22 protein-coding genes are annotated in these 23902 nt (G+C 71.1%); 13 read left to right on the top strand and 9 right to left on the bottom strand.

Annotated features, from left to right (window positions below; translation table 11 throughout):
• A partial coding sequence (locus JF781_RS24640) for an acid phosphatase (protein WP_225341321.1) occupies positions 1 to 587 on the bottom strand: 587 nt, incomplete at its 3' end.
• A gap of 113 nt (positions 588 to 700) precedes the next feature.
• Between JF781_RS24640 and JF781_RS24635 the strand changes: the two genes are divergently transcribed.
• Positions 701 to 1501 (top strand): ParA family protein, encoded by an 801-nt coding sequence (locus JF781_RS24635; protein ID WP_225329910.1) that lies wholly within the window; start codon positions 701 to 703, stop codon positions 1499 to 1501.
• Positions 1502 to 1560: 59 nt separating this feature from the next.
• Here JF781_RS24635 and JF781_RS24630 read toward each other — a convergent pair whose 3' ends face one another.
• Positions 1561 to 2787 (bottom strand): hypothetical protein, encoded by a 1227-nt coding sequence (locus tag JF781_RS24630; protein ID WP_225329911.1) that lies wholly within the window; start codon positions 2785 to 2787, stop codon positions 1561 to 1563.
• 15 nt (positions 2788 to 2802) lie between these two features.
• The gene (locus tag JF781_RS24625) at positions 2803 to 4332 is read right to left on the bottom strand and encodes a DEAD/DEAH box helicase (protein WP_225329912.1); all 1530 of its coding nucleotides are present in this window, start codon (positions 4330 to 4332) and stop codon (positions 2803 to 2805) included.
• 276 nt (positions 4333 to 4608) lie between these two features.
• Here JF781_RS24625 and JF781_RS24620 point away from each other — a divergent pair, with 276 nt between their 5' ends.
• Positions 4609 to 5316: a ferritin-like fold-containing protein gene (locus tag JF781_RS24620; protein ID WP_225329913.1), complete on the top strand. Its 708-nt coding sequence runs from the start codon at positions 4609 to 4611 to the stop codon at positions 5314 to 5316.
• A gap of 12 nt (positions 5317 to 5328) precedes the next feature.
• Here the strand turns inward: JF781_RS24620 and JF781_RS24615 are convergent, their stop codons facing one another.
• Positions 5329 to 6036: an MmpS family transport accessory protein gene (locus JF781_RS24615; RefSeq protein WP_225329914.1), complete on the bottom strand. Its 708-nt coding sequence runs from the start codon at positions 6034 to 6036 to the stop codon at positions 5329 to 5331.
• 220 nt (positions 6037 to 6256) lie between these two features.
• On the opposite strand from JF781_RS24615, the gene JF781_RS24610 reads away from it, so the two are divergent.
• Positions 6257 to 6523 carry a DUF3107 domain-containing protein gene (locus JF781_RS24610; RefSeq protein WP_225329915.1) on the top strand — a complete coding sequence of 89 codons (267 nt, stop codon included), beginning with the start codon at positions 6257 to 6259 and terminating at the stop codon, positions 6521 to 6523.
• On the opposite strand, the gene JF781_RS24605 is transcribed toward JF781_RS24610, so the two are convergent.
• On the bottom strand, positions 6520 to 7206 hold the full coding sequence (locus JF781_RS24605; RefSeq protein WP_225329916.1) for a TetR/AcrR family transcriptional regulator: 687 nt from the start codon (positions 7204 to 7206) through the stop codon (positions 6520 to 6522). The two genes, JF781_RS24610 and JF781_RS24605, sit on opposite strands and share 4 nt — an antisense overlap.
• Positions 7207 to 7402: 196 nt before the next feature.
• Here JF781_RS24605 and JF781_RS24600 point away from each other — a divergent pair, with 196 nt between their 5' ends.
• The 3 genes from JF781_RS24600 (at position 7403) to JF781_RS24590 (ending at position 10627) form a co-directional block, all read left to right on the top strand.
• The gene (locus JF781_RS24600; protein ID WP_225329917.1) at positions 7403 to 8440 is read left to right on the top strand and encodes a DUF3152 domain-containing protein; all 1038 of its coding nucleotides are present in this window, start codon (positions 7403 to 7405) and stop codon (positions 8438 to 8440) included.
• Positions 8441 to 8543: 103 nt separating this feature from the next.
• On the top strand, positions 8544 to 9737 hold the full coding sequence (gene moeZ / locus JF781_RS24595) for an adenylyltransferase/sulfurtransferase MoeZ (RefSeq protein WP_225329918.1): 1194 nt from the start codon (positions 8544 to 8546) through the stop codon (positions 9735 to 9737).
• A 35-nt stretch (positions 9738 to 9772) separates the two neighbouring features.
• Positions 9773 to 10627, top strand: coding sequence for a TIGR02569 family protein (locus tag JF781_RS24590; RefSeq protein ID WP_225329919.1), 855 nt, complete (start codon positions 9773 to 9775; stop codon positions 10625 to 10627).
• 18 nt (positions 10628 to 10645) lie between these two features.
• On the opposite strand, the gene JF781_RS24585 is transcribed toward JF781_RS24590, so the two are convergent.
• The 3 genes from JF781_RS24585 to JF781_RS24575 are packed head-to-tail and all read right to left on the bottom strand — an operon-like array spanning position 10646 to position 11994.
• Entirely contained in the window at positions 10646 to 10954 is a 309-nt protein-coding gene (locus JF781_RS24585; protein ID WP_225329920.1) for an MGMT family protein, read from the bottom strand.
• A gap of 2 nt (positions 10955 to 10956) precedes the next feature.
• On the bottom strand, positions 10957 to 11742 hold the full coding sequence (locus tag JF781_RS24580) for an alpha/beta fold hydrolase (protein ID WP_225329921.1): 786 nt from the start codon (positions 11740 to 11742) through the stop codon (positions 10957 to 10959).
• A gap of 48 nt (positions 11743 to 11790) precedes the next feature.
• Positions 11791 to 11994, bottom strand: a complete 204-nt coding sequence (locus tag JF781_RS24575; protein WP_225329922.1) for a hypothetical protein — start codon at positions 11992 to 11994, stop codon at positions 11791 to 11793.
• A gap of 122 nt (positions 11995 to 12116) precedes the next feature.
• Here JF781_RS24575 and JF781_RS24570 point away from each other — a divergent pair, with 122 nt between their 5' ends.
• From JF781_RS24570 to nudC, 4 genes are read left to right on the top strand one after another with little or no spacing between them, the layout of a single operon-like run.
• Complete coding sequence (locus JF781_RS24570) at positions 12117 to 15251, top strand: ATP-dependent DNA helicase (protein WP_225341320.1); 3135 nt, start codon at positions 12117 to 12119, stop codon at positions 15249 to 15251.
• Positions 15248 to 18601: an ATP-dependent DNA helicase gene (locus tag JF781_RS24565; RefSeq protein WP_225341322.1), complete on the top strand. Its 3354-nt coding sequence runs from the start codon at positions 15248 to 15250 to the stop codon at positions 18599 to 18601. The genes JF781_RS24570 and JF781_RS24565 overlap by 4 nt, the downstream gene beginning before the upstream one ends.
• A gap of 48 nt (positions 18602 to 18649) precedes the next feature.
• Positions 18650 to 19720: a TrkA family potassium uptake protein gene (locus JF781_RS24560; protein WP_225330599.1), complete on the top strand. Its 1071-nt coding sequence runs from the start codon at positions 18650 to 18652 to the stop codon at positions 19718 to 19720.
• Positions 19720 to 20652 (top strand): NAD(+) diphosphatase, encoded by a 933-nt coding sequence (gene nudC, locus JF781_RS24555; RefSeq protein WP_225330600.1) that lies wholly within the window; start codon positions 19720 to 19722, stop codon positions 20650 to 20652. The genes JF781_RS24560 and nudC overlap by 1 nt, the downstream gene beginning before the upstream one ends.
• 22 nt (positions 20653 to 20674) lie before the next feature.
• On the opposite strand, the gene mrx1 is transcribed toward nudC, so the two are convergent.
• Positions 20675 to 20932: a mycoredoxin Mrx1 gene (mrx1, locus tag JF781_RS24550; protein WP_225330601.1), complete on the bottom strand. Its 258-nt coding sequence runs from the start codon at positions 20930 to 20932 to the stop codon at positions 20675 to 20677.
• Between the two features lie 160 nt (positions 20933 to 21092).
• Here mrx1 and JF781_RS24545 point away from each other — a divergent pair, with 160 nt between their 5' ends.
• The 3 genes from JF781_RS24545 (at position 21093) to JF781_RS24535 (ending at position 23872) form a co-directional block, all read left to right on the top strand.
• Positions 21093 to 23204, top strand: a complete 2112-nt coding sequence (locus JF781_RS24545) for an ATP-dependent DNA helicase UvrD2 (RefSeq protein ID WP_225330602.1) — start codon at positions 21093 to 21095, stop codon at positions 23202 to 23204.
• A 110-nt stretch (positions 23205 to 23314) separates the two neighbouring features.
• The gene (locus JF781_RS24540) at positions 23315 to 23476 is read left to right on the top strand and encodes a hypothetical protein (RefSeq protein WP_225330603.1); all 162 of its coding nucleotides are present in this window, start codon (positions 23315 to 23317) and stop codon (positions 23474 to 23476) included.
• Positions 23477 to 23617: 141 nt separating this feature from the next.
• On the top strand, positions 23618 to 23872 hold the full coding sequence (locus tag JF781_RS24535) for a WhiB family transcriptional regulator (protein WP_225330604.1): 255 nt from the start codon (positions 23618 to 23620) through the stop codon (positions 23870 to 23872).
• Positions 23873 to 23902 lie beyond the last annotated feature (30 nt).

The following is a 23902-nucleotide window of genomic DNA, read 5'->3' as shown; positions in this document are numbered from 1 at the left end:
TGTCCCGTCAACCCGAGCGCCCGCAACTGCCGCACCCCGTGCTCGAACCCGCAGACCGCGATCGAGGCGGTGATCATGCCGAAGCGGCTGCCCTCGACCAGCGGCAGTTCGACCCAGCGGGTGATCACCGCGCGGGAGAAGTGGCCATGGCTGACGAAGACCACGTCGCGCGACTCCATGTGCCGCAGCGCCGTCGTGACCGCGGCGTCGGCCCGCTCGCTGACCTGCGCGACGCTCTCACCGCCGGGGCATCCGTGCGTCCACACCAGCCAGTCGGGCACCGACTCCCGGATCTGTTCGGTGGTCATGCCCTCATAGGAGCCGTAGTCCCACTCCGCGAGCTGTTCTGTCACCTCGTCGATGGACAACCCGGCCAGCTCCGCGGTGACCAGCGAGCGTCGCCGCGGGCTGCTGATCACCAGCGGGTCAACAAGTTTCAGTTCACCCAGCGCCCTGCCGGCCAGCTGCGCCTGTTCCCGGCCGGCGTCGGTCAGCTCGACCTCGGTGCGGCCGGTGTGCTGGCCGGATTTCGACCACTCGGTCTCGCCGTGGCGCAGCAGCACCAAACGGTGATCGTGCAAGCCCATACCGAATGATTCTGCCGGACGACATGCGGTGGCCGCTGGGCCCAAGCGCATGGTGGACGAACATGCCAGGATGGCACTGTGAACGCGCGGCGATGCGGAGGGGCGGGCGGCTGGTGAGTAGGACCCGGGTATTGGCGGTGGCCAACCAGAAGGGTGGCGTCGCCAAGACGACCACCGTTGCCTCGCTGGGGGCGGCGATGGTGGAGGAGAAGAAGCGGGTGCTGCTGGTCGACCTCGACCCGCAGGGCTGCCTGACCTTCTCGCTGGGCCAAGACCCCGACAAACTCCCGGTGTCCGTGCACGAGGTGTTGCTCGGCGAGGTCGAGCCCAACGCCGCGCTGGTCGAGACGGCGGAGGGAATGGCGCTGCTACCGGCCAACATTGACCTGGCGGGGGCCGAGGCGATGCTGCTGATGCGGGCGGGCCGCGAATACGCGCTCAAGCGCGCGCTGGCCAAGCTCGGCGACGACTTCGACGTGGTGATCATCGACTGCCCGCCGTCGCTGGGCGTGCTCACCCTCAACGGGCTGACCGCCGCCGACGAGGTCATCGTGCCGCTGCAGTGCGAGACGCTCGCGCATCGCGGCGTCGGCCAGTTCCTGCGCACCGTCGCCGATGTCCAGCAGATCACCAACCCGGAGCTGCGCCTGCTCGGCGCCTTGCCGACGCTGTACGACTCGCGCACCACCCACACCCGCGACGTGCTGCTCGACGTCGCCGACCGCTACAGCCTGCCGGTGCTGGCCCCGCCGATTCCGCGCACGGTGCGTTTCGCGGAGGCCAGCGCCTCGGGTTCGTCGGTGATGGCGGGCCGCAAGAACAAGGGCGCGTCGGCCTACGGCGAGCTGGCGGCGGCGCTGCTCAAGCACTGGAAGAGCGGTAAGCCACTGCCGACGTTCGCCGTCGAGGTGTAGTTCCCACCGCGGGCGGCGTGAGCCGGGCGCGTGCTGAACTGCCGCGGCAACCTGAGCGTTCAGCCCAGGGCGACCACGGTGTCGCCGCGCTGCTCGAAGATCCGAGAACCCGACACGGCGGGGATCACCGCCGCTCCCGGTGGCGGGGCACTCGCCGTGCGGTCCACCGGAATGTAGCGCTCGCCGACGCCGCTGACCGGGTCGTAGACGCCGATCGCGCCGGTGACGGGCACCAGCAGCCGACCCGCCATCATCACTCCCGGCCCCAACGGCGCCGCCTTGTCGCCCGCGGCGATGGTGTAGCGCAGCGCCAGGGTGTTCACGTCGAAAACCATCAGCGAATCGCCGGTCCACCAGGTCAGCAGGCTGCCGGCGTGGGAGACCGCCGCCGCGCGCGACGGCGGCTTGGGCAGCAGGGTGCTCGCCACGGTGGCGCCGGTTTCGTCGATCACGTCCATCCGGGGCTGGGGCGCGGGCAGGTACACCGCGGTGGCGTTGTCCCGGACGGCCAGCACCCGGGCGCCCGAATCGGGCGCGATCCCCGGCTCGGCCACGATGTGTTGTTGGGGTTCGTCGTCGTCCTTGCCGGGCCGGAGCAGCACCAGGCGCAGGTCGGCCTGGTTCGCGCAGCTCTCCAGCACCGAGACGGCGGTCGAGCTGGCCGCGGCCGAGATCAGCTTGCAGCCGGAGTGCAGGCCCCGCGCCGACGGCTTCACCCGGGCGTCGGTCTCGCCGTAGGCCACCATGCGCACCATGTCCGAGCGCCACAGCTCCAGGTGGGTGTCGCCTACCGACAACACCGTCATGCCGTCGGAGGAGAGCCGCACCCGCGGGTCGGCGTAGCCGCTGCGGGCGGGGCCGCGGCGGCCGGTGGAGCCGTCCAGGGTGCTCACCTGCCCGCAGCCGCGATCGTCCCGATAAACCCCGACGGCGTAGCGGTACAGCCAGGAGACTCCGCAGAGGGCGGTGTCGCGGGCGTAGCTCCAGCGGGACTGGCCCGTGCCGGCATCGCGCCCGTCGATCCGGACGCCCGCACCGGTGACGACCACGCCGCCCACCACGACCGGCTCGGTGGTGGCCGGACTGGCGGCGGTCCACAGCTGTTTCAGGCCGGCCGGCACCTGCCGGGCCGGGCTCGGGTTGGGTGCCGGGACGGCGGCCGGTCGGCTGCTGGTCGCCCGCGCGTCGCTGGTCCACCAGATCAGGGCCGCGGCCACGGCGACGACGACCGCGATGGCCGCGGCGGCCAGGATGTCGCGCTTGGTCCGGCGCTCGGGTCTGACCATGCGGGGCGCGGTGCGTTAGTTGGTTTGCGCGGTGGGGGCCGCGGCGGAGGCTTCCGCCGGCTTGCGGCGCCGACGGCGGCGACGGCTGGAGCCGGGGTTCCCCGGCGGCGAGCCGGCCGGCGTTTCCGCGGTCGCCTCACCGTTGCTGCTCGCGGCGCCGTTGCCCGACGGGTGCCCGCTGACCGGCTGGCCACCGCGGGTGCGCCGCCGCGTCCCGGACCGGCGCGCGGTCTTCTCCGATTTCTGTCCCGGCTTCTGGGCCGCGCGCTCGGCGGTGCGGCGCGCGCCCTGCGCCTTGCGGGCCGCGCCCACCGTGCCCCCGGCCTCGGCGGGGATGCTCAGCTCCTCGTACAGGTGCGGCGAGCTGGAGTAGGTCTCGGCGGGTTCGGGGTTGTCCAGCCCCAGCGCCTTGTCGATCAGCGCCCAGCGGGTGAGCTCGTCCCAGTCCACCAGGGTGACGGCGACGCCGGTCTTGCCGGCGCGGCCGGTGCGACCGATGCGGTGCACGTAGGCCTGCTCGTCCTCGGGGATCTGGTAGTTGATGACGTGGGTGACGTCATCGATGTCGATGCCGCGGGCGGCCACGTCGGTGGCCACCAGCACGTCGATGTCGCCGGTCCGGAAAGCCTTGAGCGCCTTCTCGCGCGCCACCTGTCCGAGGTCGCCGTGGACGGCGCCCACCGCGAAACCGCGCTCGGCCAACTCGTCGGCGACCTTCTGCGCGGTGCGCTTGGTGCGGGTGAAGATCATCGTGGCGCCGCGGCCCTCGGCCTGCAGGATCCGGCTGACCAGCTCCACCTTGTCCAGGGCGTGGGCCCGGTAGGCGTACTGGGCGGTGGTGTCGTGGGTGGCCGCCGAGTGCGGCGCCTCCGCCCGGATGTGGGTGGGCTGGTTCATGAAGGTGCGGGCCAGCGTGATGATCGGGTCCGGCATCGTCGCGGAGAACAGCATCGACTGCCGGGCGACGGGGATCTGGCGCAGGATGCGCTCGATGTCGGGCAAAAAGCCGAGGTCGAGCATCTCGTCGGCCTCGTCGAGCACCAGCACCGAGAGCCCACCGAGCTGCAGGTGACCCTGCTGGCTCAGGTCGAGCAGCCGGCCCGGGGTGCCCACCACGACGTCGGCGCCGGCGCGCAGCGCCTCGATCTGCGTCTCGTAGGGACGGCCGCCGTAAATAGAAACCACCGAGAGCCGTCGGCCGCCGTCGGCGGTCAGATGCTTGGCCGCGAGCGCCAGGTCATCGGTCACCTGCAGGCACAGCTCGCGGGTGGGCACCACGATCAGCGCGCGCGGTGTGCCGTTGAGGGGCCGCTCGGCGGAGCCGGACGTGATGCGCTGCAGCAGCGGCACCCCGAAGGCGAAGGTCTTGCCCATGCCGGTGCGGGCCTGGCCGATCAGATCGTCGCCGGCGAGCGCCAGCGGCAGGGTCAGCTCCTGGATGGCAAAAGGGCTTTCGATCCCTTTTTCGGAGAGCGCCCGCACGACTTCGTCGCGGACGCCGAGTTGAGCAAAGGTCAGTTCAGTTGTGCTGGTCAGTGTGGTCATGCGTGGGTAGGTAGCCTCTCGGGACGTATCGGATTGAGTCGGTGTTTCTCTGTCGCGGTCACGCGCGCACGAGTTCCGACTCCGAATACGTCGCCGAGTCGCGGGCTCCGGCTCAGTCTGGGTGGTCCCAGCCCGGGCGGGCCTGCTGTGCACGCACATTTCGCCGATAGCGGCGTGGGAAGAACATTGGCACAAATACAGCCGCCATCTAGCTACATGATAGCTGGTCGAACGCTGGCCCCATGTTGCGCCAAGCCCGCCGACTACAGTGTTGCCATGACCCGGCCCTCTTACCAGCCCTCTTCCACCGACCAAGTGGACGAACCGGCTGCCCCACGACTGTCGGCCGATCACCCCGGGGTCAACGAGTTGTTCGCGGTCTTGGCCTACGGTGAGATCGCCGCGTTCTACCGGCTCACCGACGAGGCGCGGATGGCGCCTGACCTGCGCGGACGGATCTCAATGGCGAGCATGGCCGCCGCCGAGATGCAGCACTATGAGCAGCTGCGCGACGCGCTGGAAAGCCGCGGCGTCGACGTGGTGCCGGCGATGTCGAAGTACGTGTCGGCGCTGGAGAACTACCACCGCCTGACGATGCCCAGCACGTGGCTGGAAGCTTTGGTGAAGACGTATGTCGGCGACGCCCTGGCCGCCGATCTGTATCTGGAGATCGCCGACGGGCTGCCCGACGAGGTCGCCGACGTGGTGCGGGGGGCGCTGGCGGAGACCGGGCACTCGCAGTTCGTCGTCGCCGAGGTGCGCGCGGCCGTCACGTCCAGCGGCAAACAGCGCAGCCGGCTGGCGCTGTGGTCACGCCGCCTGTTCGGCGAGGCGATCACCCAGGCCCAGTACCTGCTGGCCGACCACGACGAACTCGTCGACCTGGTGATGTCGGGCGCCGGCGGGCTGGGCCAGCTCAACGCGTTCTTCGATCGGTTGCAGAAGACGCACGACCGCCGCATGCACGAATTGGGCCTGAGCTGACCCGCAGGTCACTCAGTGTGAGCAGGTCGCCATGTTCGAAGGGGCGGCCGACGCCATGACCCGCTGGCCGGCGGCGTTGAAGACCGAGCAGCTGAGCTGGCCGTAGAAGCTGGTCGCGACCACGGATTCGGTCTGCACCCCGGGATTCAGGACCACCACCTTCGACCACGGCAGCGACACGTTGAACTCGCTCTGCGGGACGCCGCGCGCGTCGGTGTAGACGACGTTCACCAGGTCCAGCAGCTGCTTGGTCCCGCTCACGCTGTAGACGACGGTACGCGGGTTCAGCGTGGCCGTCGGCGGCGGCGGCGCGAGAGGCGGTGCGGCCGTGGGTGTTTGGGCCGCCGGGGTACTCGGCGCGGCGCTCGGTGTGGTGACGGTCGTCACGGTCTCCGGCGGCAACTGGGCCACGCGTGAGGGGTTCGGTGGCGCGGACGCCTTGGTGGTCGCGGGCGCTGAGGTCACCGGGTGGGGAGCCGGCGCTCCCAGCGTGGCCTTGGTGGAGGCGCTGTCGCCGCTGTTGATGATGACGGCGGTGGCGATGGCGCCGACGGCCACCACCGCGCCGAGGATCGCCGTCGCGGGCCGCCAGCGCGAGTCGCTCGGCCAGCCCGTCCAGTTGTAGTCGGCGTGCAGGTAGGGGTCGGTGTCGCAGTCGTCAGCGTCGTCGTCCGGGTAGCTCCGGATCCGGTCGTCGAGGTGCGGCAATGTGGTACCCATGGGGCCGAAGTTAGCCATGTGAAAGCACGGATCGGGTATCGCGCGGGTGTGTGTGACAACCTGCAAGCGAATCGTTATCGGCGCGCGACCGAAGTTTCGCTGACCGCGAAGTGTGGGGACGCGACGGGGTGGGGGTCGGCCGCGTCCACTAGCCTGCTGCTGACAGGGCTGGGACGTCGCCGCCCGCGCAAGACTTCATATACCTACGGAAGGGGTGACCGTGGAGGTCAAGATCGGGATCACGGATAGTCCGCGCGAGTTGGTCCTCGCCAGCGACCAGACACCCGCCGAAGTCGAAGAACTGGTCAGTGCCGCGCTCAGCGAGGGATCGGGTCTGCTGCGACTGAGCGACGAGCGGGGCCGTCGCTACCTGATCCACACCACCAAGATCGCCTACGTCGAGATCGGCGTCGCCGACGCGCGACGGGTCGGCTTCGGGATCGGTGCCGAAATCGAAGCCGGGAAACACGCCGGCAAGGGGCGTTAGGACCGGGTCAGCGGCACGTGTGACAGTCCGCCCCAGGCGAACTGGACGGTGCCCTCGACGGCGTCCGCCTTGGAGATCGGGCGGTCGGAGTCGAGCCAGTACCTGGCGCAGTCGACGCTGATGCCGACCAGCCCGACGGCGATCATCCGCGCGCGGTGCGGGTCCAGCCCGGAATCCTCGCTGATCAACGCGAACACCGCGTCGATGCAGGATTCGGTCGCCACGCGCACCTGGGCGGCCACCTCGGGTTCGGTGACGTAGTCGTTCTCGAAGATCAGCCGGTAACCCTGGCTGTCGTGCTCGATGAAATCGAAAAACGCCTGAACCGCGGCGTGCAACCGCCGGCGGTTGTCCTTGGTGGCGCTCAGCGCCTGCTGAACGCCGGAGACCAGGTTTTCCACGTGCCGCGCCAGCACCGCGAGGTACAGCTCGAGCTTGCTCGTAAAGTGTTGGTAGAGAACGGGTTTGCTGACCCCGGCCCGATCGGCGATTTCGTCCATGCCGGCCGCGTGGTAGCCGCGGTCGACGAAGACGTCGCTGGCGACGATGAGCAGCTGGCCGCGGCGCTCATCGCGGGGTAGCCGGTTTCCTCGCCGGTTGGTAGCCCCGGCACCGTCCGCCGGCCGGCCGCGGTCGGCCGATCTGACGGCACGCCGTGCCGGCATCTTGGCGAGTTCGCTCATCGAGTCCTCATCTGATTGTCGGCGGCCGACCGTCGGTTCACCGGGGCCAGCCGCTCGCAGCTCGTTAAAAGACCTTACTACCCGCGGGGTTGGACCTGCCGCCATCGCGGTTGTCGCCCTGGCAGAAGCGGTGTCGGGCGGGGGATTCGGGCGCGCCACGGTCGGCGCGGCTGGTGCGCTGTGTAATCCTGGGAAAATGACGTCGCAGCGGCCCCCGCGCAGCACCGGTCGCGTGCCGATGCTCCGCGACGAGTGGCGCGAACCGCTGCGGGCGCTGCGTGATCCGCTGGCCGCCCCGGAAGCCGGGCGCGCGCGGGCCGACCGTGGGCGGCAGCGGCAGTGGCGCAAACAAACGTGGCTGGGGCGGTTCGTCTCCACCTACGGCTGGCGCGCGTACGCGCTGCCCGTGCTGGCGGTGCTGACGGCCGTGGTCATGTATCAGACGGTGACCGGCGCCGGCGCGTCGAAGCCGACGGCGAGTCAGCCCATCGAGAGTCCGCCCGCGATCGGCGCGGTGGGCACCACGATCATCGACGCGCCGCCGCGTGGCCTCGCCGCGTTCGACGCCAACCTGCCGGCCGGGACGTTGCCGGACGGCGGCCCCTTCACCGAAGCGGGCGACAAGACGTGGCACGTGGTGCCGGGGACGACGCCCCAGATCGGGCAGGGCACCGCCAAGGTGTTCCGGTACACGGTCGAGGTGGAGAACGGCATCGACCCGACGATGTTCGGCGGCGACGAAGCATTCGCCCAGATGGTCGACCAGACGCTCGCCAATCCGAAGGGCTGGACGCACAACCCGCAGTTCGCCTTCATCCGGGTCGACGGCGCCGCCGGGGCAAAACCCGACTTTCGGATCTCGCTGGTGTCGCCGGTGACGGTGCGGGAGGGGTGCGGCTACGAATTCCGGCTGGAGACCTCCTGCTACAACCCGGTTTTCGGCGCCAGCCGCGAGGCCCGGGTCTTCATCAACGAGGCGCGCTGGGTGCGCGGCGCCGTGCCGTTCGAAGGGGACATCGGTTCGTACCGGCAGTACGTGATCAACCACGAGGTGGGCCACGCCATCGGATACCTGCACCACGAGGCCTGCGAGCAGCAGGGCGCCCTGGCGCCGGTGATGATGCAGCAGACGTTCTCCACGTCCAACAACGACGCCGCGCAATTCGACCCGGACACCGTCAAGGCCGACGGGAAGACCTGCCGCTTCAACCCCTGGCCGTACCCGATCGCCTAGCCGGGCCCAGCCCCCCTACGATGCGCGCAGCGTCTCGTTGCCGTCGTCCCGGCGGGCTGCTGTGATGGTTTGAGAAGCCGAACCGCGAAGCCGAACCGAGGAGATGGTGTCCGTGTCGTCGTTGCCGCCTCTGGTGGCACCCGCAGACCACCTGACCGGAGACGAGGTGGCGCGCTACAGCCGCCACCTGATCATTCCCGGCCTGGGCGTCGACGGGCAGAAGCGGCTCAAGAACGCCCGGGTGCTGGTGATCGGTGCCGGCGGGCTGGGGGCGCCCACCTTGCTCTACCTGGCCGCGGCCGGCGTGGGCACGATCGGCATCGTCGAATTCGACGTGGTCGAGGAATCGAACCTGCACCGCCAGATCATTCACGGCGTGGCCGACGTCGGCCGTCCCAAGGCCGTCTCGGCGCGGGAGTCGATGGCCGCGATCAACCCGCTCGTCGACGTGCGCCTGCACGAGGTGCGCCTGGACTCGACGAACGCCGTCGAGTTGTTCGGCCGCTACGACCTGATCGTGGACGGCACCGACAACTTCGCCACCCGGTACCTGATCAACGACGCCGCGGTGCTGGCGAAAAAGCCGTACGTGTGGGGGTCGATCTCCCAATTCGAGGGGCAGATCTCGGTGTGCTGGGAGGATGCGCCGGATGGGCGCGGCCTCAACTACCGCGATCTCTACCCGGAACCCCCGCCGCCCGGCACCGTTCCGTCGTGCGCCGAAGGCGGCGTGCTGGGCATCGTCTGCGCCTCGGTCGCCTCGGTGATGAGCACCGAGGTGATCAAACTCATCACCGGCATCGGCGAATCGCTGTTGGGCCGGTTGATGATCTACGACGCGCTGCAAATGACCTATCGCACCATCGCGATTCGCCGGGATCCGTCCGACGCGTCGCGGCCGAAGATCACCGAGCTCGTCGACTACGAGCAGTTGTGCGGCGCGGTGGCCGGCCCCTCAGCCGGCGGCGACGGCGACTCCGCCATCACCCCGCGGGAGCTGCGTGAGCTGCTGGATTCCGGCAAGGAGCTGGCCCTGATCGACGTCCGCGAGCCCGTGGAGTTCGACATCGTGCACATCGACGGGGCGCAGCTGATCCCGCAGTCCTCGATCAACTCCGGTGAGGGCCTGGCAAAGCTGCCGCGGGACCGCATGCCGGTGCTGTATTGCAAAACGGGCGTGCGCTCGGCGCAGGCGCTGGCGGCGCTGAAGCAGGCGGGATTCGCCGATGCGGTGCATCTGCAGGGCGGAATTGTGGCCTGGGCGCAGCAGATACAGCCCGACATGGTCCTGTACTGAGCTTCGCCGCTGTTGGACTCGATTAGAGTACCGGTGTGACAGTCGAGCCACCGCCGGACCATGTGCTGTCGGCGTTCGGCTTGGCCGGCGTCAAACCCGTCTATCTGGGCGCCAGCTGGGAGGGCGGCTGGCGGTGCGGCGAAGTCGTCCTGTCGCTGGTGGCCGACAACGCCCGGGCGTCGTGGTCCGCGCGGGTCCGCGAGACGTTGTTCGTCGACGGGGTCCGGCTGGCCCGTCCGGTCCGTTCCACCGACGGGCGCTACGTCGTTTCCGGGTGGCGGGCGGACACCTTCGTCGCCGGGACACCGGAGCCCCGCCACGACGAGGTCGTCTCGGCGGCGGTGCGCCTGCACGAGGCGACGGGCAAATTGGAGCGCCCCCGCTTTCTGACCCAGGGCCCCACGGCGCCCTGGGGGGACGTCGACATCTTCATCGCCGCCGACCGCGCGGCGTGGGAGGAACGGCCGCTGGCCTCGGTGCCGCCCGGCGCGCGGGTGGCCCCGGCGACCGCGGACGCCGAGCGCTCGGTGGAGCTGCTCAACCAGCTCGCCACGTTGCGCAAGCCGACCAAGAGTCCCAACCAGCTGGTCCACGGGGACCTTTACGGCACAGTGCTTTTCGTGGGCACCGCGGCGCCGGGCATCACCGACATCACCCCGTACTGGCGGCCCGCGTCGTGGGCGGCGGGCGTGGCCGTCATCGACGCGTTGTCCTGGGGCGAGGCCGACGACGGACTCATCGAACGCTGGAACGCGCTGCCGGAATGGCCGCAGATGTTGTTGCGGGCGTTGATGTTTCGCCTTGCGGTCCACGCGCTGCACCCGCGGTCCACCGCCGAGGCGTTCCCCGGGCTGGCCCGCACCGCGGCGCTGGTCCGATTGGTGCTCTAGCCGCGTGGCGTCCCGCCACTAAACCCCGTCGGGGAATTCGTAACGAACCTCGCCCAGCGCGATCCTGCCGTCGTGGGCGAGCACGCCCTCGGCGCGCAGCAGCTCCAGCTGGCGGGTGGTCAGGTGGCGCGCCGGGCGGCCGGATGCGGTGATCACCCGGTGCCACGGGAGGTCCGAGGAGTCGGTCCGCATGATCCAGCCGACGATCCGCGGGCTGGAAAGCCCTGCGACGGAGGCGATGTCGCCGTAGGTGGCCACCCTGCCGGACGGGATGGCGGCGACCAGCGCCCGCACCCGCTCGACTTGATCGTCGGTCACCGGCGCCACGGTCAGCGGGCTTCCAGCAACTCGCGGGCCAGCGCGGCGACTTCGTCGGGCTTGGCGTAGGGCACCATGTGGTTGCAGTCGAAATCCAGTAGCCGGAAACGCGATCCCAGCCGCTGCGCAAGGCCCGCGACGAGTTCGTCGGTGACGTAGGGCGGCGATGTTCGCTTGGCGCGCACCAGGATCGTCGGCGTCTGCGCCGGGGGCAGCACGGCGTCGCGGGCGAGCTCGCTCCAGTACGCCATCATCGCGGGCAGGCTGATGCGCCAGCCATAGCGGCCGTTGGGCAGCGCGATCAGATGCTCGTCGAGCTCGGCGTCGAGCAGTGCGGGCTCGACATCCGACCACGAGCCGTGCACCTTTTCCATGCGCGCTTCCTCCGCGTCCGGATAGTCGGGCGAGGACAACATGGCCTCGGCGATGTCGCGCATCCACGCGCCGTCCAATCCGATCGCCGGATCCAGCAGCAGCAGCCCCGCCACCCGGTTCGGGCGGGCCGCGGCCAGGTGCATGGCGAGGCCTGCGCCGAACGAGTGGCCGACCACCACCACGGGCGTGCCCGCCTGGTCGTCGAGGAGGGCGGCCAGTGCGGAGATGTTGGCGTCGATGGTCCACGGCGCCGCCCACGAGGACCGGCCGTGGCCGAGCAGATCCGGTGCGGCCAGCCCGATCTCGGGCAGCAAGCCCGAAAGCTGCTGCCAACGCTGCCCGTGCCCCGTCAACCCGTGCAGCGCCAATATCCGCGCCGGGCCTGGCGGGCCGTAGCGGTGGACGTACAACTCAGCGGTCACCCGTCGATGGTGCCAGCCGCGTCGCGGGCGGTCCTCAGGGGTCGGTCCTCAGCGATCGTCGTCCCGATCGTCGTCCGCGGACACCACGTAGGCCTGCTCGATCACGTCGGCTTCGTTGGCTTCGCGGTCCCGGGCGCTCACGTAATCGGTGTCCAGGCCGGCCTCGTCGTCGGAATCGGCGGGCCGCAGTTGCTCCACCGCGTCGCCTTCGGGCGCCTCGTCGGTGGGAAAGCCGTGTTCGTCGTCCGTCATGGTCTTTCACCCCTCCTTCCGTGCGTCGAGACCATTCTTCGCGCTGCTCCGGCTTCCAGGGTACGAGGCCGGGTCGGCGCCGGCCGGGTCCACTTGTCACACCCTGGTGATTGCATGCAGCCATGGCATACACGTGGCAGGCCGACGCGAGCGCTCTGCTGGCGCCCGGTGCGCGTGGTTTCGTTCGCGTGTTGGGCGGCCCCGGCACCGGGAAGAGCAGCCTGCTGGTCGACGCCGCGGTCGCCCAGATCGACGCCGGGATGGCCCCGGAATCGGTTCTGCTGCTTACGGGTTCCGGTCGGCTCGGGATGGCCGAGCGCAGCGCGTTGACGACGGCGTTGCTGCGCTCGCGACCGAGCGGTCCGGGCCGGGTCGCCGTCAGCGAACCGCTGGTGCGGACCGTGCACGGGTACGCCTACGCGGTCTTGCGGCGTGCCGCCGAGCGCGCCGGTGATGCCCCCCCGCGGCTGGTCACCAGCGCCGAACAGGACGCCATCATCCGGGAACTGCTGGCCGGAGACCTCGACGACGGGCCACGCGCGGCCGCCGCATGGCCGGCGCAGCTGCGGCCGGCGCTGAGCACCGCGGGGTTCGCCACCGAACTGCGAAACCTGTTGGCCCGCTGTGCCGAACGCGGTGTCGAGCCCCAGGAACTGGAGCGGCTGGGCCGTCGTTGCCGCCGGCCGGAATGGACGGCCGCCGGTCAGTTCGCGCGCCAGTACGAACAGGTGATGTTGCTGCGCGCGGCGGTCGGCACGGCGGCGCCGGAGGCAAAGGCCCCCGCGCTGGGCGCCGCCGAATTGGTGGGCGCGGCGCTCGAGGCGTTCGCCGTCGATCCCGAGCTGCTGGCGTCCGAACGCGGCCGGATCCGCGTCCTGCTGGTCGACGACGCCCAACAGCTCGACCCTCAGGCGGCGCGCCTGGTTCGCGTGCTGGCGGCGGGCGCGGAGCTGGCGCTGGTCGCCGGTGACCCCAACCAGGCGGTGTTCGGCTTCCGGGGCGGCGAACCGGCCGGGCTGCTCAACGGCGACGCCCCGACGGTGACGTTGACGACGTCGCATCGCTGCGCGCCCGCCGTGGCCCGCGCCGTCAGCGGCATCGCCGCCCGGTTGCCCGGCGGCGCCGCCGGCCGCCGGATCGACGGCGCCGGGGCGGGGGAGGGGTCGGTCACGGTGCGGCTGGCCGCCTCGGCGCACGCCGAGGCGGCGGCGATCGCCGACGCGCTGCGACGGGCGCACCTCGTCGACGGTGTGCCCTGGTCGCAGATGGCGGTCATCGTGCGGTCGGTGCCGCGGGCCGGCACGCGGTTGCCGCGCGCGCTGGCCGCCGCCGCGGTGCCGGTGGCCGCGGCCGCCACCATCGGGCCGTTGGCCGAGGAGCCGGCGGTGCGCGCGTTGCTGACCGTGCTGTCGGCCGCCGCCGACGGGCTGGACGGAGCGCGCGCGCTGGCGTTGCTGACCGGCCCCATCGGTCGGGTCGACCCGGTGTCGCTGCGCCAGCTGCGCCGAACACTGCAGCGCGCCAACCCCGATCGCCCGCCGGGCGATTTCGCCGAGCTGGTGGTCGAGGCGCTGTCGGGCGCCGTGCCGCCGGGTCCGCAGTTCCGTTCGCTGCGCAAGGTCCGCGCGGTGCTGGATGCGGCCGCGCGGTGCCACGACGCCGGTCAAGACCCGCGCTACACCCTGTGGGCCGCCTGGCACCGGTCGGGGCTGCAGCGCCGCTGGCTGTCGGTCAGCGAGCGCGGTGGCCCCGGGGCCGCCCAGGCCGCCAGGGATCTCGAGTCGGTGACCGCGTTGTTCGACATCACCGACGACTACGTGTCGCGCACCTCGGGCGCGTCGTTGCGCGGCCTGGTCGAGCACGTCGCCGCGCTGCAGCTGCCGAGCGCCGGCCCCGAGCCAATTGCCACGGCCGAGCAGGTCAGGGTGCTCAGCGCGCACGCCGCGCTGGGACACGAATGGGATTTCGTGGTCATCGCCGGATTGCAGGATGGGTTGTGGCCCAACACCGTTCCGCGCGGCGGTGTGCTGGCCACCCAGCGGCTGCTCGACGAGCTGGACGGGGTCACCGCGGACGCCTCGTTGCGCGCGCCCCTGGTGGCCGAGGAGCGCCGGTTGCTGGTGGCGGCGATGGGCCGGGCCCGCCGGCGACTGCTGGTGACGGCCGTCGACAGCGACACCGGCGGGGCGGACCACGCGGCCACGCTGCCGTCGCCGTTCTTCTACGACATCGCGCAGTGGGCCGACGAGGACGTGGATGGGGCTGCGCTGCAACCTGTTTCGGCGCCGCGAGTGCTGTCGGCGGCCGCGCTGGTGGGCCGCCTGCGTGGCGTGGTCTGCGCCCCTGACGGGGCGGTGGACGAGCTCGCCCGCGATTGCGCGGCAACACAATTGGCCCGGTTGGCCAAAGCCGGGGTGCCCGGCGCCGATCCGGTCGGCTGGCACGGCCTGACCCCGGTGAGCACCGGTGAACCGCTGGGGGGCGGTGACGGCGTCGTCACGCTGACCCCGTCGACCCTGCAGACACTGACCGACTGCCCGCTGCGCTGGCTGGCCGAACGGCACGGCGGAACCAACCCACGCGATCTGCGGTCCACCATCGGCTCGGTGGTGCACGCGCTGATCGCCGAACCGCACCGGAGCGAATCGGAACTGGTGGCCGAGCTGGAGCGCGCCTGGCAGCATCTACCCATTGAGGCGCAATGGCATTCGCACAACGAGCTGGCCCGTCACCGCGCGATGCTCGAGGCGTTCATCGAGTGGCGAAGCCAGAGCCGCGGCGCGCTCACCGAGGTCGGCGTCGAGGTCGAGATCGACGGAACCCTGGAAACCGGTGACGGGGAACAGGTTCGGTTGCGCGGCCGCGTCGACCGGCTGGAGCGCGACGCCGCCGGCCGGCTGGTGATCGTCGACGTCAAGACCGGCAAGTCCCCGGTCAGCAAGGACGACGCCCAACAACACGCCCAGCTGGCGATGTATCAGCTGGCGGTGGCCGAAGGCCTGGTGGTCTCCGGCGGCGACACTGTGGAACCCGGTGGGGCGCGGCTGGTTTACGTCGGCAAGACCGGTGCGGCGGGGGCCGTCGAACGGGAACAGGACCCGCTCACGGCGGCCGGCGGCGACGAATGGCGACAGGTCATCCGGCGAGCGGCGGACGCGACGGCCGGCCCGCAGTTCGTCGCGCGGCGCAACGACGGGTGCACGCACTGCCCCATCCGGCCGTGCTGTCCGGCGCACACCGACGGGGCGGCCCGATGAAGGCCCGCTACAGCCCGAGTGAATTGGCTTGTGCGCTAGGCCTTTTCCCGCCGACCGAGGAACAGTCCGCGGTCATCGCCGCGCCGCCGGGGCCGCTGGTCGTCATCGCCGGTGCCGGCGCCGGTAAGACCGAGACGATGGCCGCGCGGGTGGTGTGGCTGATCGCCAACGGCTACGCCGAACCCGCGCAGGTGCTGGGGCTGACGTTCACCCGCAAGGCCGCCGGCCAGCTGCTGCGCCGGGTCCGGTCCAGGCTGGCCCGGTTGGCCGGCGTCGGCCTGGGCGCGACGGGCCCCGCCGGCAATGCCGCCGAGCCCGAGGGCGCGCCGGTGATCAGCACCTACCACGCGTTCGCAGGCTCGTTGCTGCGCGACTACGGGCTGCTGCTGCCCGTCGAGCCCGACACCCGGTTGCTCAGCGAAACCGAGCTGTGGCAGCTGGCTTTCGACGTCGTCAACGGGTACCGCGGCGAGCTGCACACCGACAAGACCCCTTCCGCGGTCACTTCGATGGTGTTGCGGCTGTGGGGGCAGCTGGCCGAACACCTCGTCGACACCGGCCAGCTGCGCGACACCCACGTGGAGCTGGAGCGGCTCGTCCATGCCCTGCCCGCTGGTCCCTATCAGCGGGAGCGCGGGCCCAGCCAGTGGTTGCTGCGGCTGTTGGGCACCCAGACCGAGCGCGCGGAGTTGGTGCCACTGCTGGATGCGCTCAACGAGCGCATGCACGCCGCGAAGGTGATGGATTTCGGGATGCAGATGGCGTCGGCGGCGCGGCTGGCGGCGAGCTTCCCCCAGGTCGGCGAGGACCTGCGCGCCCGCTACCGGGTGGTGCTGCTCGACGAGTATCAGGACACCGGCCACGCCCAGCGCATCGCGCTGTCGGCCCTGTTCGGCGGCGGGGTCGACGACGGGTTGGCGCTGACGGCCGTCGGCGACCCCATCCAGTCCATCTACGGCTGGCGCGGGGCCTCGGCGACCAACCTGCCCCGGTTCACCACCGACTTTCCCCGCTCCGACGGCAGCCCCGCGCCCGTGCTGGAATTGCGGACCAGCTGGCGCAATCCGCCGCGGACCCTGCGGGTCGCCAACGCCGTATCCGCCGAAGCGCGACGGCGATCGGTGGCCGTGCACGCGCTGCGCCCGCGCCCCGACGCCCCGCCCGGCACCGTCCGCTGCGCCTTGCTGCCCGACGTGGTGGCCGAACGCGAGTGGATCGCCGACCACCTCGAGGCCCACTACCGGCGGGCCCGGGCCGACGGCGTGAGCCCGCCGACGGCCGCGGTGTTGGTGCGGCGCAACGCCGACGCCGCGCCGATAGCCGACGCGTTGCGGGCGCGCGGCATTCCCGTCGAGGTCGTCGGGCTGGCCGGGCTGCTGTCGGTTCCCGAGGTCGCCGAGGTGGTGGCCATGCTGCGGCTGGTCGCCGACCCGACGGCCGGCGCGGCGGCGATGCGGGTGCTCACCGGCGCGCGCTGGCGCCTCGGCGCCCGCGACATCGCCGCGCTGTGGCAGCGAGCGCGCGCGTTCGGCGGAAGCGCGGCGGACGCCGCGCCGCCCTCGCCCGAGGCGATCGCGCGCGCCGCCGGCCCCTCCCACGTCGACGCCGACACCGTCTGCCTGGCCGACGCGATCGCCGATCCGGGTCCGGCGGGCTCGTATTCGGCGGCGGGATATCAGCGCATCACCGCGCTGGCCGCCGAGCTGAACGCCCTGCGCGCCCACCTCGGCCATCCCCTCGCCGACCTGGTGGCCGAGGTGCGCCGCGTGCTGGGCGTCGACTGCGAAGTCCGGGCGGCGGCGGGGGTGGCAGCGGGCTGGGCCGGCACCGAGCACCTTGACGCGTTCGCCGACGTCGTCGCCGGTTACGCCGAGCGCGCCGACGGCGCGGCCACGCGACTGGACGCGTCCGCGACCGCCTCGGTGGCCGGCCTGCTGGCGTTTCTGGATGCCGCCGAGACGGTCGAGAACGGTTTGGCGCCAGCCCCCTTGGCCGCCGCGCGCGACCGCGTCCAGGTGCTCACCGTGCACTCCGCGAAGGGGCTGGAATGGCAGGTTGTGGCGGTCGCACACCTGTCGGGCGGGACGTTCCCGTCGACCGCGTCCAAGAGCACCTGGCTCACAGACGCGGCGGAGCTGCCGCCGCTGCTGCGCGGCGACCGCGCCGCCGCGGGCGCGCTGGGCATCCCGGTGCTCGACACCTCGGACGTCACCAACCGAAAACAACTGTCGGACAAGATCTCCGAGCACCGCCGCCAGCTCGATCAGCGGCGAGTCGACGAGGAGCGCCGATTGCTGTATGTCGCCATCACCCGGGCCGAGGACACGCTGCTGCTATCGGGACACCAGTGGGGCGCCACCGGGATCAAGCCGCGTGGCCCGTCGGACTTCCTGGTGGAGATCAAGGACGTCATCGACGGCGCGGCCGCGGCCGGCGACCCCTGCGGAACCGTGGAGCACTGGGCGCCGCCGCCCGCCGGCGGCGAGCGAAACCCGCTACGCGACAACGTTATCGAAGCGGTGTGGCCCGCCGACCCGCTGGCCGTGCGGCGCAACGAGGTCGAGCGCGGCGCGGCGCTGGTGAGCCGGGCGCTGGCCGCCGGGCCCGCCCAGCCGTGCGCCGACGTCGACGGCTGGGCCGCCGACGTCGACGCCTTGCTGGCCGAACGTGCGCGGCTGACCGAGCCGCCGAGCCGGCAGCTGCCCGGGCAGTTGTCGGTCAGCTCCCTGGTGGGCCTGGCGCGCGACCCGGCGGGCGCCGCGCAGCGGTTGAGGCATCGGCTGCCGTCGCGGCCGGACCCGCATGCGCTGCTGGGCAACGCGTTTCACGCCTGGGTCCAGAAGTTCTACGGCGCCGAATGCCTGTTCGATCTCGGCGATCTGCCGGGGGCCGCGGACTCCGACGTCGGCGACACCGCCGAATTGTCGCAACTGCAAGCAGCGTTCACCGAATCACCGTGGGCCGCAAGGACTCCCGTCGCCGTCGAGGTGCCGTTCGAGATGCCGATCGGTGACACCCTGGTCCGCGGGCGCATCGACGCGGTGTTCGCCGACCCCGATGGCGGCGCGACCGTGGTGGACTGGAAGACCGGTGAACCGCCGCGCGGCCCGGAGGCGCTGCGCCAGGCCGCCGTCCAGCTTGCGGTGTACCGGATGGCCTGGGCGGCGCTGGCCGGGGTCCCGGAATCGTCGGTGCGCACCGCCTTCTACTACGTGCGCGCCCGCACCACCGTCGTCCCCGACGAACTGCCGGGTGCCGCCGAGGTGGCCGGATTGCTGAGCGATCCGGGCGGCCTCCGGTGTGACCCGCGCCGCCCGAGTATGGGGGAGGTGGTGCCCGTGGTTACATAAGACGCGTGCGTGTCTCGTGCGCGGAAATCAAGCCGATGACGGGCCGCCGTGGGCAACGGTAGGTCGCGAAAGCTGAGCGGTCTGGATGAAGCGCTGACCGCCCAGCGCGGTCACCAGCTGATCAGCGTGGTGCGCATCCCCGAGGAGCACGCCAGTCCCATCCGCGTCATCACCCGCCGCCTGGCCATCGCCCTGGTGGTGCTGTTCGGCGCGGCCGTCATCGTCTACCTGGACCGCGACGGTTTCCGCGATGTGCGCAACGAGCCGCTGACTTTTTTGGACTGCCTGTATTTCTCGGCGGTTTCGCTGTCGACGACCGGCTATGGCGACATCACGCCGTACACCGAAACCGCGCGCCTGGTGCACACCCTGATCTTCACCACGCTGCGGATCGCGTTCCTGGCCGTGCTGGTCGGCACCACGCTCGAAGTGCTCTCCGAGCGGTCTCGCCAAGGGTGGAAGATTCAGCGTTGGAGGAGCAGAGTGCGCAACCACACCATCGTGATCGGCTATGGCACCAAGGGGAAAACGGCGGTCGCCGCCATCCTCGGCGACGAAACGATCCAGACGGAGGTCGTCGTCGTCGACACCGACCGCAGCACGCTCGAGCACGCCGAGAGCGCCGGCCTGGTCACCGTGCACGGCGACGCCACCAAGGCCGATGTGCTGCGGCTGGCCGGGGCCCAGCACGCCGCGTCCATCATCGTCGCCGCCAGCCGCGACGACACCGCGGTGCTGGCGACGCTGACGGCGCGCGAGATCGCGCCCAAGGCGAAGATCGTCGCCTCGATCCGCGAGACCGAAAACCAGCACCTGCTGCAGCAGTCGGGCGCGGACTCGGTGGTGGTCTCGTCGGCGACCGCCGGTCGCCTCCTCGGGCTGGCCACCACGACGCCCAGCGTCGTGGAGATGATCGAGGACCTGCTGACCCCCGACGCCGGCCTGGCGATCGCCGAGCGCGAGGTTGAGCAGAGCGAAGTCGGCGGCTCGCCGCGGCATTTGCGCGACATCGTGCTCGGCGTGGTGCGCGACGGCCACCTGTGGCGCATCGATGCCCCGGAGGTGGACGCCGTCGAGGCCAACGACCGGCTGCTCTACATCCGAAGCGTCGGGCACTGATGGCGATCGCGGACTTTCAGCTGCGCAGCGTCCCGTTGCTGTCGCGCGTCGGCGCCGACCGAGCCGATCAGCTGCGCACCGACGTCGAAGCGGCCACCGCGGGCTGGGCCGGGGCGGCGCTGCTGCGGGTGGACTCGCGCAATCAGGTGCTGGTCGCCGACGGTCGCGTGGTGCTGGGCGCCGCCGCCGAGCTGGGCGACAAGCCGCCGTCGGAGGCGGTGTTTCTGGGGCGCCTCGAGGACGGCCGCCACGTGTGGGCGATCCGCGGCGCCCTGCAAGCCCCGGAGGATCCCGACACGCATACCGAGGTGGTGAACCTGCGCAGCCTCGGCCCGATCTTCGACGACACCAGCGGCCAGCTGATGTCATCGGCTGTGGCGCTGCTGAATTGGCATGAGAAGTCGCGGTTCAGCTCGGTCGACGGCGCACCGACACGCCCGGCACGGGCGGGCTGGTCACGCGTCAACCCGGTCACCGGGCAAGAGGAGTTCCCGCGCATCGACCCGGCGGTGATTTGTCTGGTGCACGACGGCGGCGACCGCGCGGTGCTGGCACGCCAGCCGGTGTGGCCGGAGCGGATGTTCTCGCTGCTGGCCGGATTCGTCGAGGCCGGTGAGTCATTCGAGGGATGTGTGGCTCGGGAGATCCGCGAGGAGATCGGGCTGACCGTGCGCGACGTGCGCTACCTGGGCAGTCAGCCGTGGCCGTTCCCGCGCTCGCTGATGGTCGGCTTCCACGCCGTCGGCGATCCGGCGCAGGATTTCTCGTTCAACGACGGCGAGATCGCCGAGGCGGCGTGGTTCACCCGCGATGAGGTGCGCGAGGCCCTGGCGGCCGGGGATTGGTCGAGTTCCTCGGAGTCCAAACTCCTACTGCCCGGGTCGATTTCGATCGCTCGGGTGATCATCGAATCCTGGGCCGCGATCGACTGACCCGGGCGCCGGACGGTGACGTTCAGTTGCCGGTCTCGGCCAGCTTCGCCTTCACCTGGGCCGCGCTCGGGTTGGTCAGCGTCGACCCGTCGGCGAACTTCACCGTCGGGACCGTTCGGTTGCCGCCGTTGACCGAGCTGACGAAGTCAGCCGCCGCCGCGTCGTGCTCGATGTCGACCGCCTCGTACGGAATTCCGTTGGACTTGAGCACCGTCATGAGCCGATGGCAGTAGCCGCACCAGGAGGTGGTGTAGACGGTGAGCGGGGCAGTGGTCGTCATAGCCCGATAACGTAGCCCGGCGACGATGCATTCCGCGCGGCGGGATGCGGAGGAGTGGGATGCGACTCGCCGGCGCGACACGCCAGGGCATCCGATTCGGGCGTGGCGATGCATCGCCTTCGTCGGCGACTTGTCAGTATGGGAAGCCACTATGGACGCCATGCCGACGGTCGCCGATCCACTGACAGCCGGGCTGGACGACGAGCAGCGCGAGGCCGTGCTGGCTCCGCGCGGCCCGGTCTGTGTGCTGGCGGGCGCCGGAACGGGCAAGACCCGCACCATCACTCACCGGATCGCCCAGCTGGTCGCCGGCGGTCATGTCGCCGCCGGCCAGGTGCTGGCGGTCACGTTCACCCAGCGGGCGGCGGGGGAGATGCGCTCCCGGTTGCGGGCGATCGACGCCGCGGCGGGCACGGGACCGGCGGTCGGCGGGGTCTCGGCCCTGACCTTTCACGCCGCCGCCCACCGGCAGCTGCGGTACTTCTGGCCGCGGGTGGTCGGTGACACGGGCTGGCAGCTGCTGGACAGCAAGTTCGCCGTGGTGGCCCGGGCGGCCGGCCGCATCCGGCTCAATGCCGGCACCGACGACGTGCGCGACCTGGCGGGCGAGATCGAGTGGGCCAAGGCGTCGCTGATCGGTCCCGAGGAATACCCCGCCGCGGTCGCCGCCGCGGGGCGGGACATCCCCCTGGACGCCGCCCAGATCGCCGGTGTCTACGCCGCCTACGAGGCCCTCAAAGCCCGCGGCGAACACGTCACCCTGCTCGATTTCGACGACCTGCTGCTGCACACCGCGGCCGGGATCGAAAACGACCCGGCGGTGGCCGAGGAGTTCCGTGACCGCTACCGCTGCTTCGTGGTCGACGAATACCAGGACGTCACGCCGTTGCAGCAGCGGGTGCTGACGGCCTGGTTGGGCGACCGCGACGACCTGACGGTGGTGGGCGATGCCAACCAGACCATCTACTCGTTCACCGGGGCGTCGCCGCGGTTCCTGCTCGACTTCTCCCGCCGCTTCCCCGATGCCACCGTCGTGCGCCTGGAGCGTGACTATCGGTCCACCCCCCAGGTGGTGTCGCTGGCCAACCAGGTGATCGCCGCGGCGCGCGGGCGGGTCGCCGGCAGCAAGCTGCACCTGGTGGGCCAGCGCGCACCGGGCCCGGCGCCGACGTTTCACGAGCATCCCGACGAACCGGCCGAGGCCGCCGCGGTCGCGGTGTCGATCGCGCGGCTGATCGAATCGGGCACCCCGCCGTCCGAGATCGCCGTGCTGTATCGGGTCAACGCGCAGTCGGAGATCTACGAGGAGGCGTTGACCGAGGCGGGCATCGCCTACCAGATCCGCGGCGGCGAGGGATTCTTCAATCGCCAGGAGATCAAACAGGCCCTGCTGGCGCTGCAACGCGCCGCCGAGCGCGGCGCTGAGGATGGTGCCGACGCGCCCCTGCCGGACGTCGTGCGCGCGGTGTTGGAACCGTTGGGGCTGACGGCCCAGGAACCGGTCGGCACCCGGGCCCGCGAGCGCTGGGAAGCCCTGAGCGCGCTGGCTGAACTGGTGGACGACGAAGTGGCGCAACGCCCGCAGCTGGACTTCCCGGGGCTGCTGGCGGAGCTTCGGATGCGCGCCGACGCCCGGCACCCGCCGGTGGTGCAGGGCGTCGCGCTGGCGTCGCTGCACGCCGCCAAGGGACTCGAGTGGGACGCGGTGTTTCTGGTCGGGTTGGCCGACGGCACGCTGCCCATTTCGCACGCCCTGGCGCACGGCGCCGAAAGCGAGGCGGTCGAGGAGGAGCGCCGCCTGCTTTACGTCGGAATCACCAGGGCCCGAACGCATTTGGCGCTCAGCTGGGCGCTGGCCCGTAGCCCGGGCGGGCGCCAGGGCCGCAAGCCGTCGCGGTTCCTCAACGGCATCGCACCCCAGGCGCGGGCCGAGCCGGGGCCGAACAAGTCTCGGCGCAACCGCGCCACCGTGACCCGCTGCCGGATCTGCAACAACAACCTGACCACTCCGGCGGCCGTCATGCTGCGCCGCTGCGAGACGTGCGCGGCCGACATCGACGAGGACCTGTTACTGCGGCTCAAGGCGTGGCGGCTCGACGTCGCGAAGGAACAGAAGGTGCCCGCCTACGTCGTCTTCACCGACAACACCTTGATCGCCATCGCCGAGCTGCGGCCCGACGACGACGAGGCGCTGATCGCGATTCCCGGCATCGGCGCGCGCAAGCTCGAACAGTACGGTCCCGACGTGCTGGAGCTGGTTCGCGGTCGCTGACCGGTAAACCCGCAGGTACAAAATCGGTTGTGACGGCGACGGTGACCGTTTACCCTCGATACCGCAACTGCGCACTACGGAATCGGCACGGCGGAAGGAGGGTGGCCACGATGATCAGCGACGCGTTCGGTGTAGGCGTGACGAGCCCCGACCTGTCCGCGGGTATCGCCCATGCCGCACACGCCGCCGTGTCGGCGGCCGCGCGTAAGCATCGCGCCGCCGCCGCGACCGACGCGTCCGTAGGAGTCGGGGGCCCACCGCAGGCAAGGTAAGTACCAGCCCCGGTTTTCACCCAGATGGCCACGGACCCCGAAGTCAAGGATCCGTGGCCATAGTTGTCGGGTAGACACTTTTCGACCTGGTCCGGATCACCGCTAAGGACAGCAACCCAGACCAGGAAGTAGGTGGTAGACATGTCGGCACCGACAGCCCCCAGGCCGGATTTGCCGTGTCACGCCGGCGATCCCGATCTCTGGTTCGCCGAAGCCCCGGCCGATCTCGAGCGCGCCAAGTCGCTGTGCGTCGACTGCCCGGTGCGCCGCCAATGTCTGGCGGCCGCGCTGGAACGGGCCGAACCGTGGGGCGTGTGGGGCGGCGAGATCTTCGACCGTGGTTCGGTCCTGAGCTTCAAACGACCACGGGGACGCCCCCGCAAGGCGGCCGCCTAGGACGCGAAAGTGCAACTGCCGACACGTTTC

The organism is Mycobacterium sp. WUMAC-067, assembly GCF_020217485.1.
GTDB lineage: Bacteria > Actinomycetota > Actinomycetes > Mycobacteriales > Mycobacteriaceae > Mycobacterium.
Note: the sequence above shows the minus strand (reverse complement) of the source record. Positions and strands in the feature narration are given on the sequence as shown.

Excerpts from the sequence above, each read along its gene's own strand:
- JF781_RS24630 (WP_225329911.1), bottom strand. The coding sequence starts at position 2,787 with ATGGTCAGACCCGAGCGCCGGACCAAGCGCGACATCCTGGCCGCCGCG.
- JF781_RS24615 (WP_225329914.1), bottom strand. The coding sequence starts at position 6,036 with ATGGGTACCACATTGCCGCACCTCGACGACCGGATCCGGAGCTACCCG.
- nudC (WP_225330600.1), top strand. The coding sequence starts at position 19,720 with ATGGCGATCGCGGACTTTCAGCTGCGCAGCGTCCCGTTGCTGTCGCGC.
- moeZ (WP_225329918.1), top strand. The coding sequence starts at position 8,544 with ATGGTGTCCGTGTCGTCGTTGCCGCCTCTGGTGGCACCCGCAGACCAC.
- JF781_RS24535 (WP_225330604.1), top strand. The coding sequence starts at position 23,618 with ATGTCGGCACCGACAGCCCCCAGGCCGGATTTGCCGTGTCACGCCGGC.
- JF781_RS24545 (WP_225330602.1), top strand. The coding sequence starts at position 21,093 with ATGCCGACGGTCGCCGATCCACTGACAGCCGGGCTGGACGACGAGCAG.
- JF781_RS24600 (WP_225329917.1), top strand. The coding sequence starts at position 7,403 with ATGACGTCGCAGCGGCCCCCGCGCAGCACCGGTCGCGTGCCGATGCTC.
- mrx1 (WP_225330601.1), bottom strand. The coding sequence starts at position 20,932 with ATGACGACCACTGCCCCGCTCACCGTCTACACCACCTCCTGGTGCGGC.
- JF781_RS24570 (WP_225341320.1), top strand. The coding sequence starts at position 12,117 with ATGGCATACACGTGGCAGGCCGACGCGAGCGCTCTGCTGGCGCCCGGT.
- JF781_RS24625 (WP_225329912.1), bottom strand. The coding sequence starts at position 4,332 with ATGACCACACTGACCAGCACAACTGAACTGACCTTTGCTCAACTCGGC.
- JF781_RS24540 (WP_225330603.1), top strand. The coding sequence starts at position 23,315 with ATGATCAGCGACGCGTTCGGTGTAGGCGTGACGAGCCCCGACCTGTCC.
- JF781_RS24565 (WP_225341322.1), top strand. The coding sequence starts at position 15,248 with ATGAAGGCCCGCTACAGCCCGAGTGAATTGGCTTGTGCGCTAGGCCTT.
- JF781_RS24575 (WP_225329922.1), bottom strand. The coding sequence starts at position 11,994 with ATGACGGACGACGAACACGGCTTTCCCACCGACGAGGCGCCCGAAGGC.
- JF781_RS24605 (WP_225329916.1), bottom strand. The coding sequence starts at position 7,206 with ATGAGCGAACTCGCCAAGATGCCGGCACGGCGTGCCGTCAGATCGGCC.
- JF781_RS24620 (WP_225329913.1), top strand. The coding sequence starts at position 4,609 with ATGACCCGGCCCTCTTACCAGCCCTCTTCCACCGACCAAGTGGACGAA.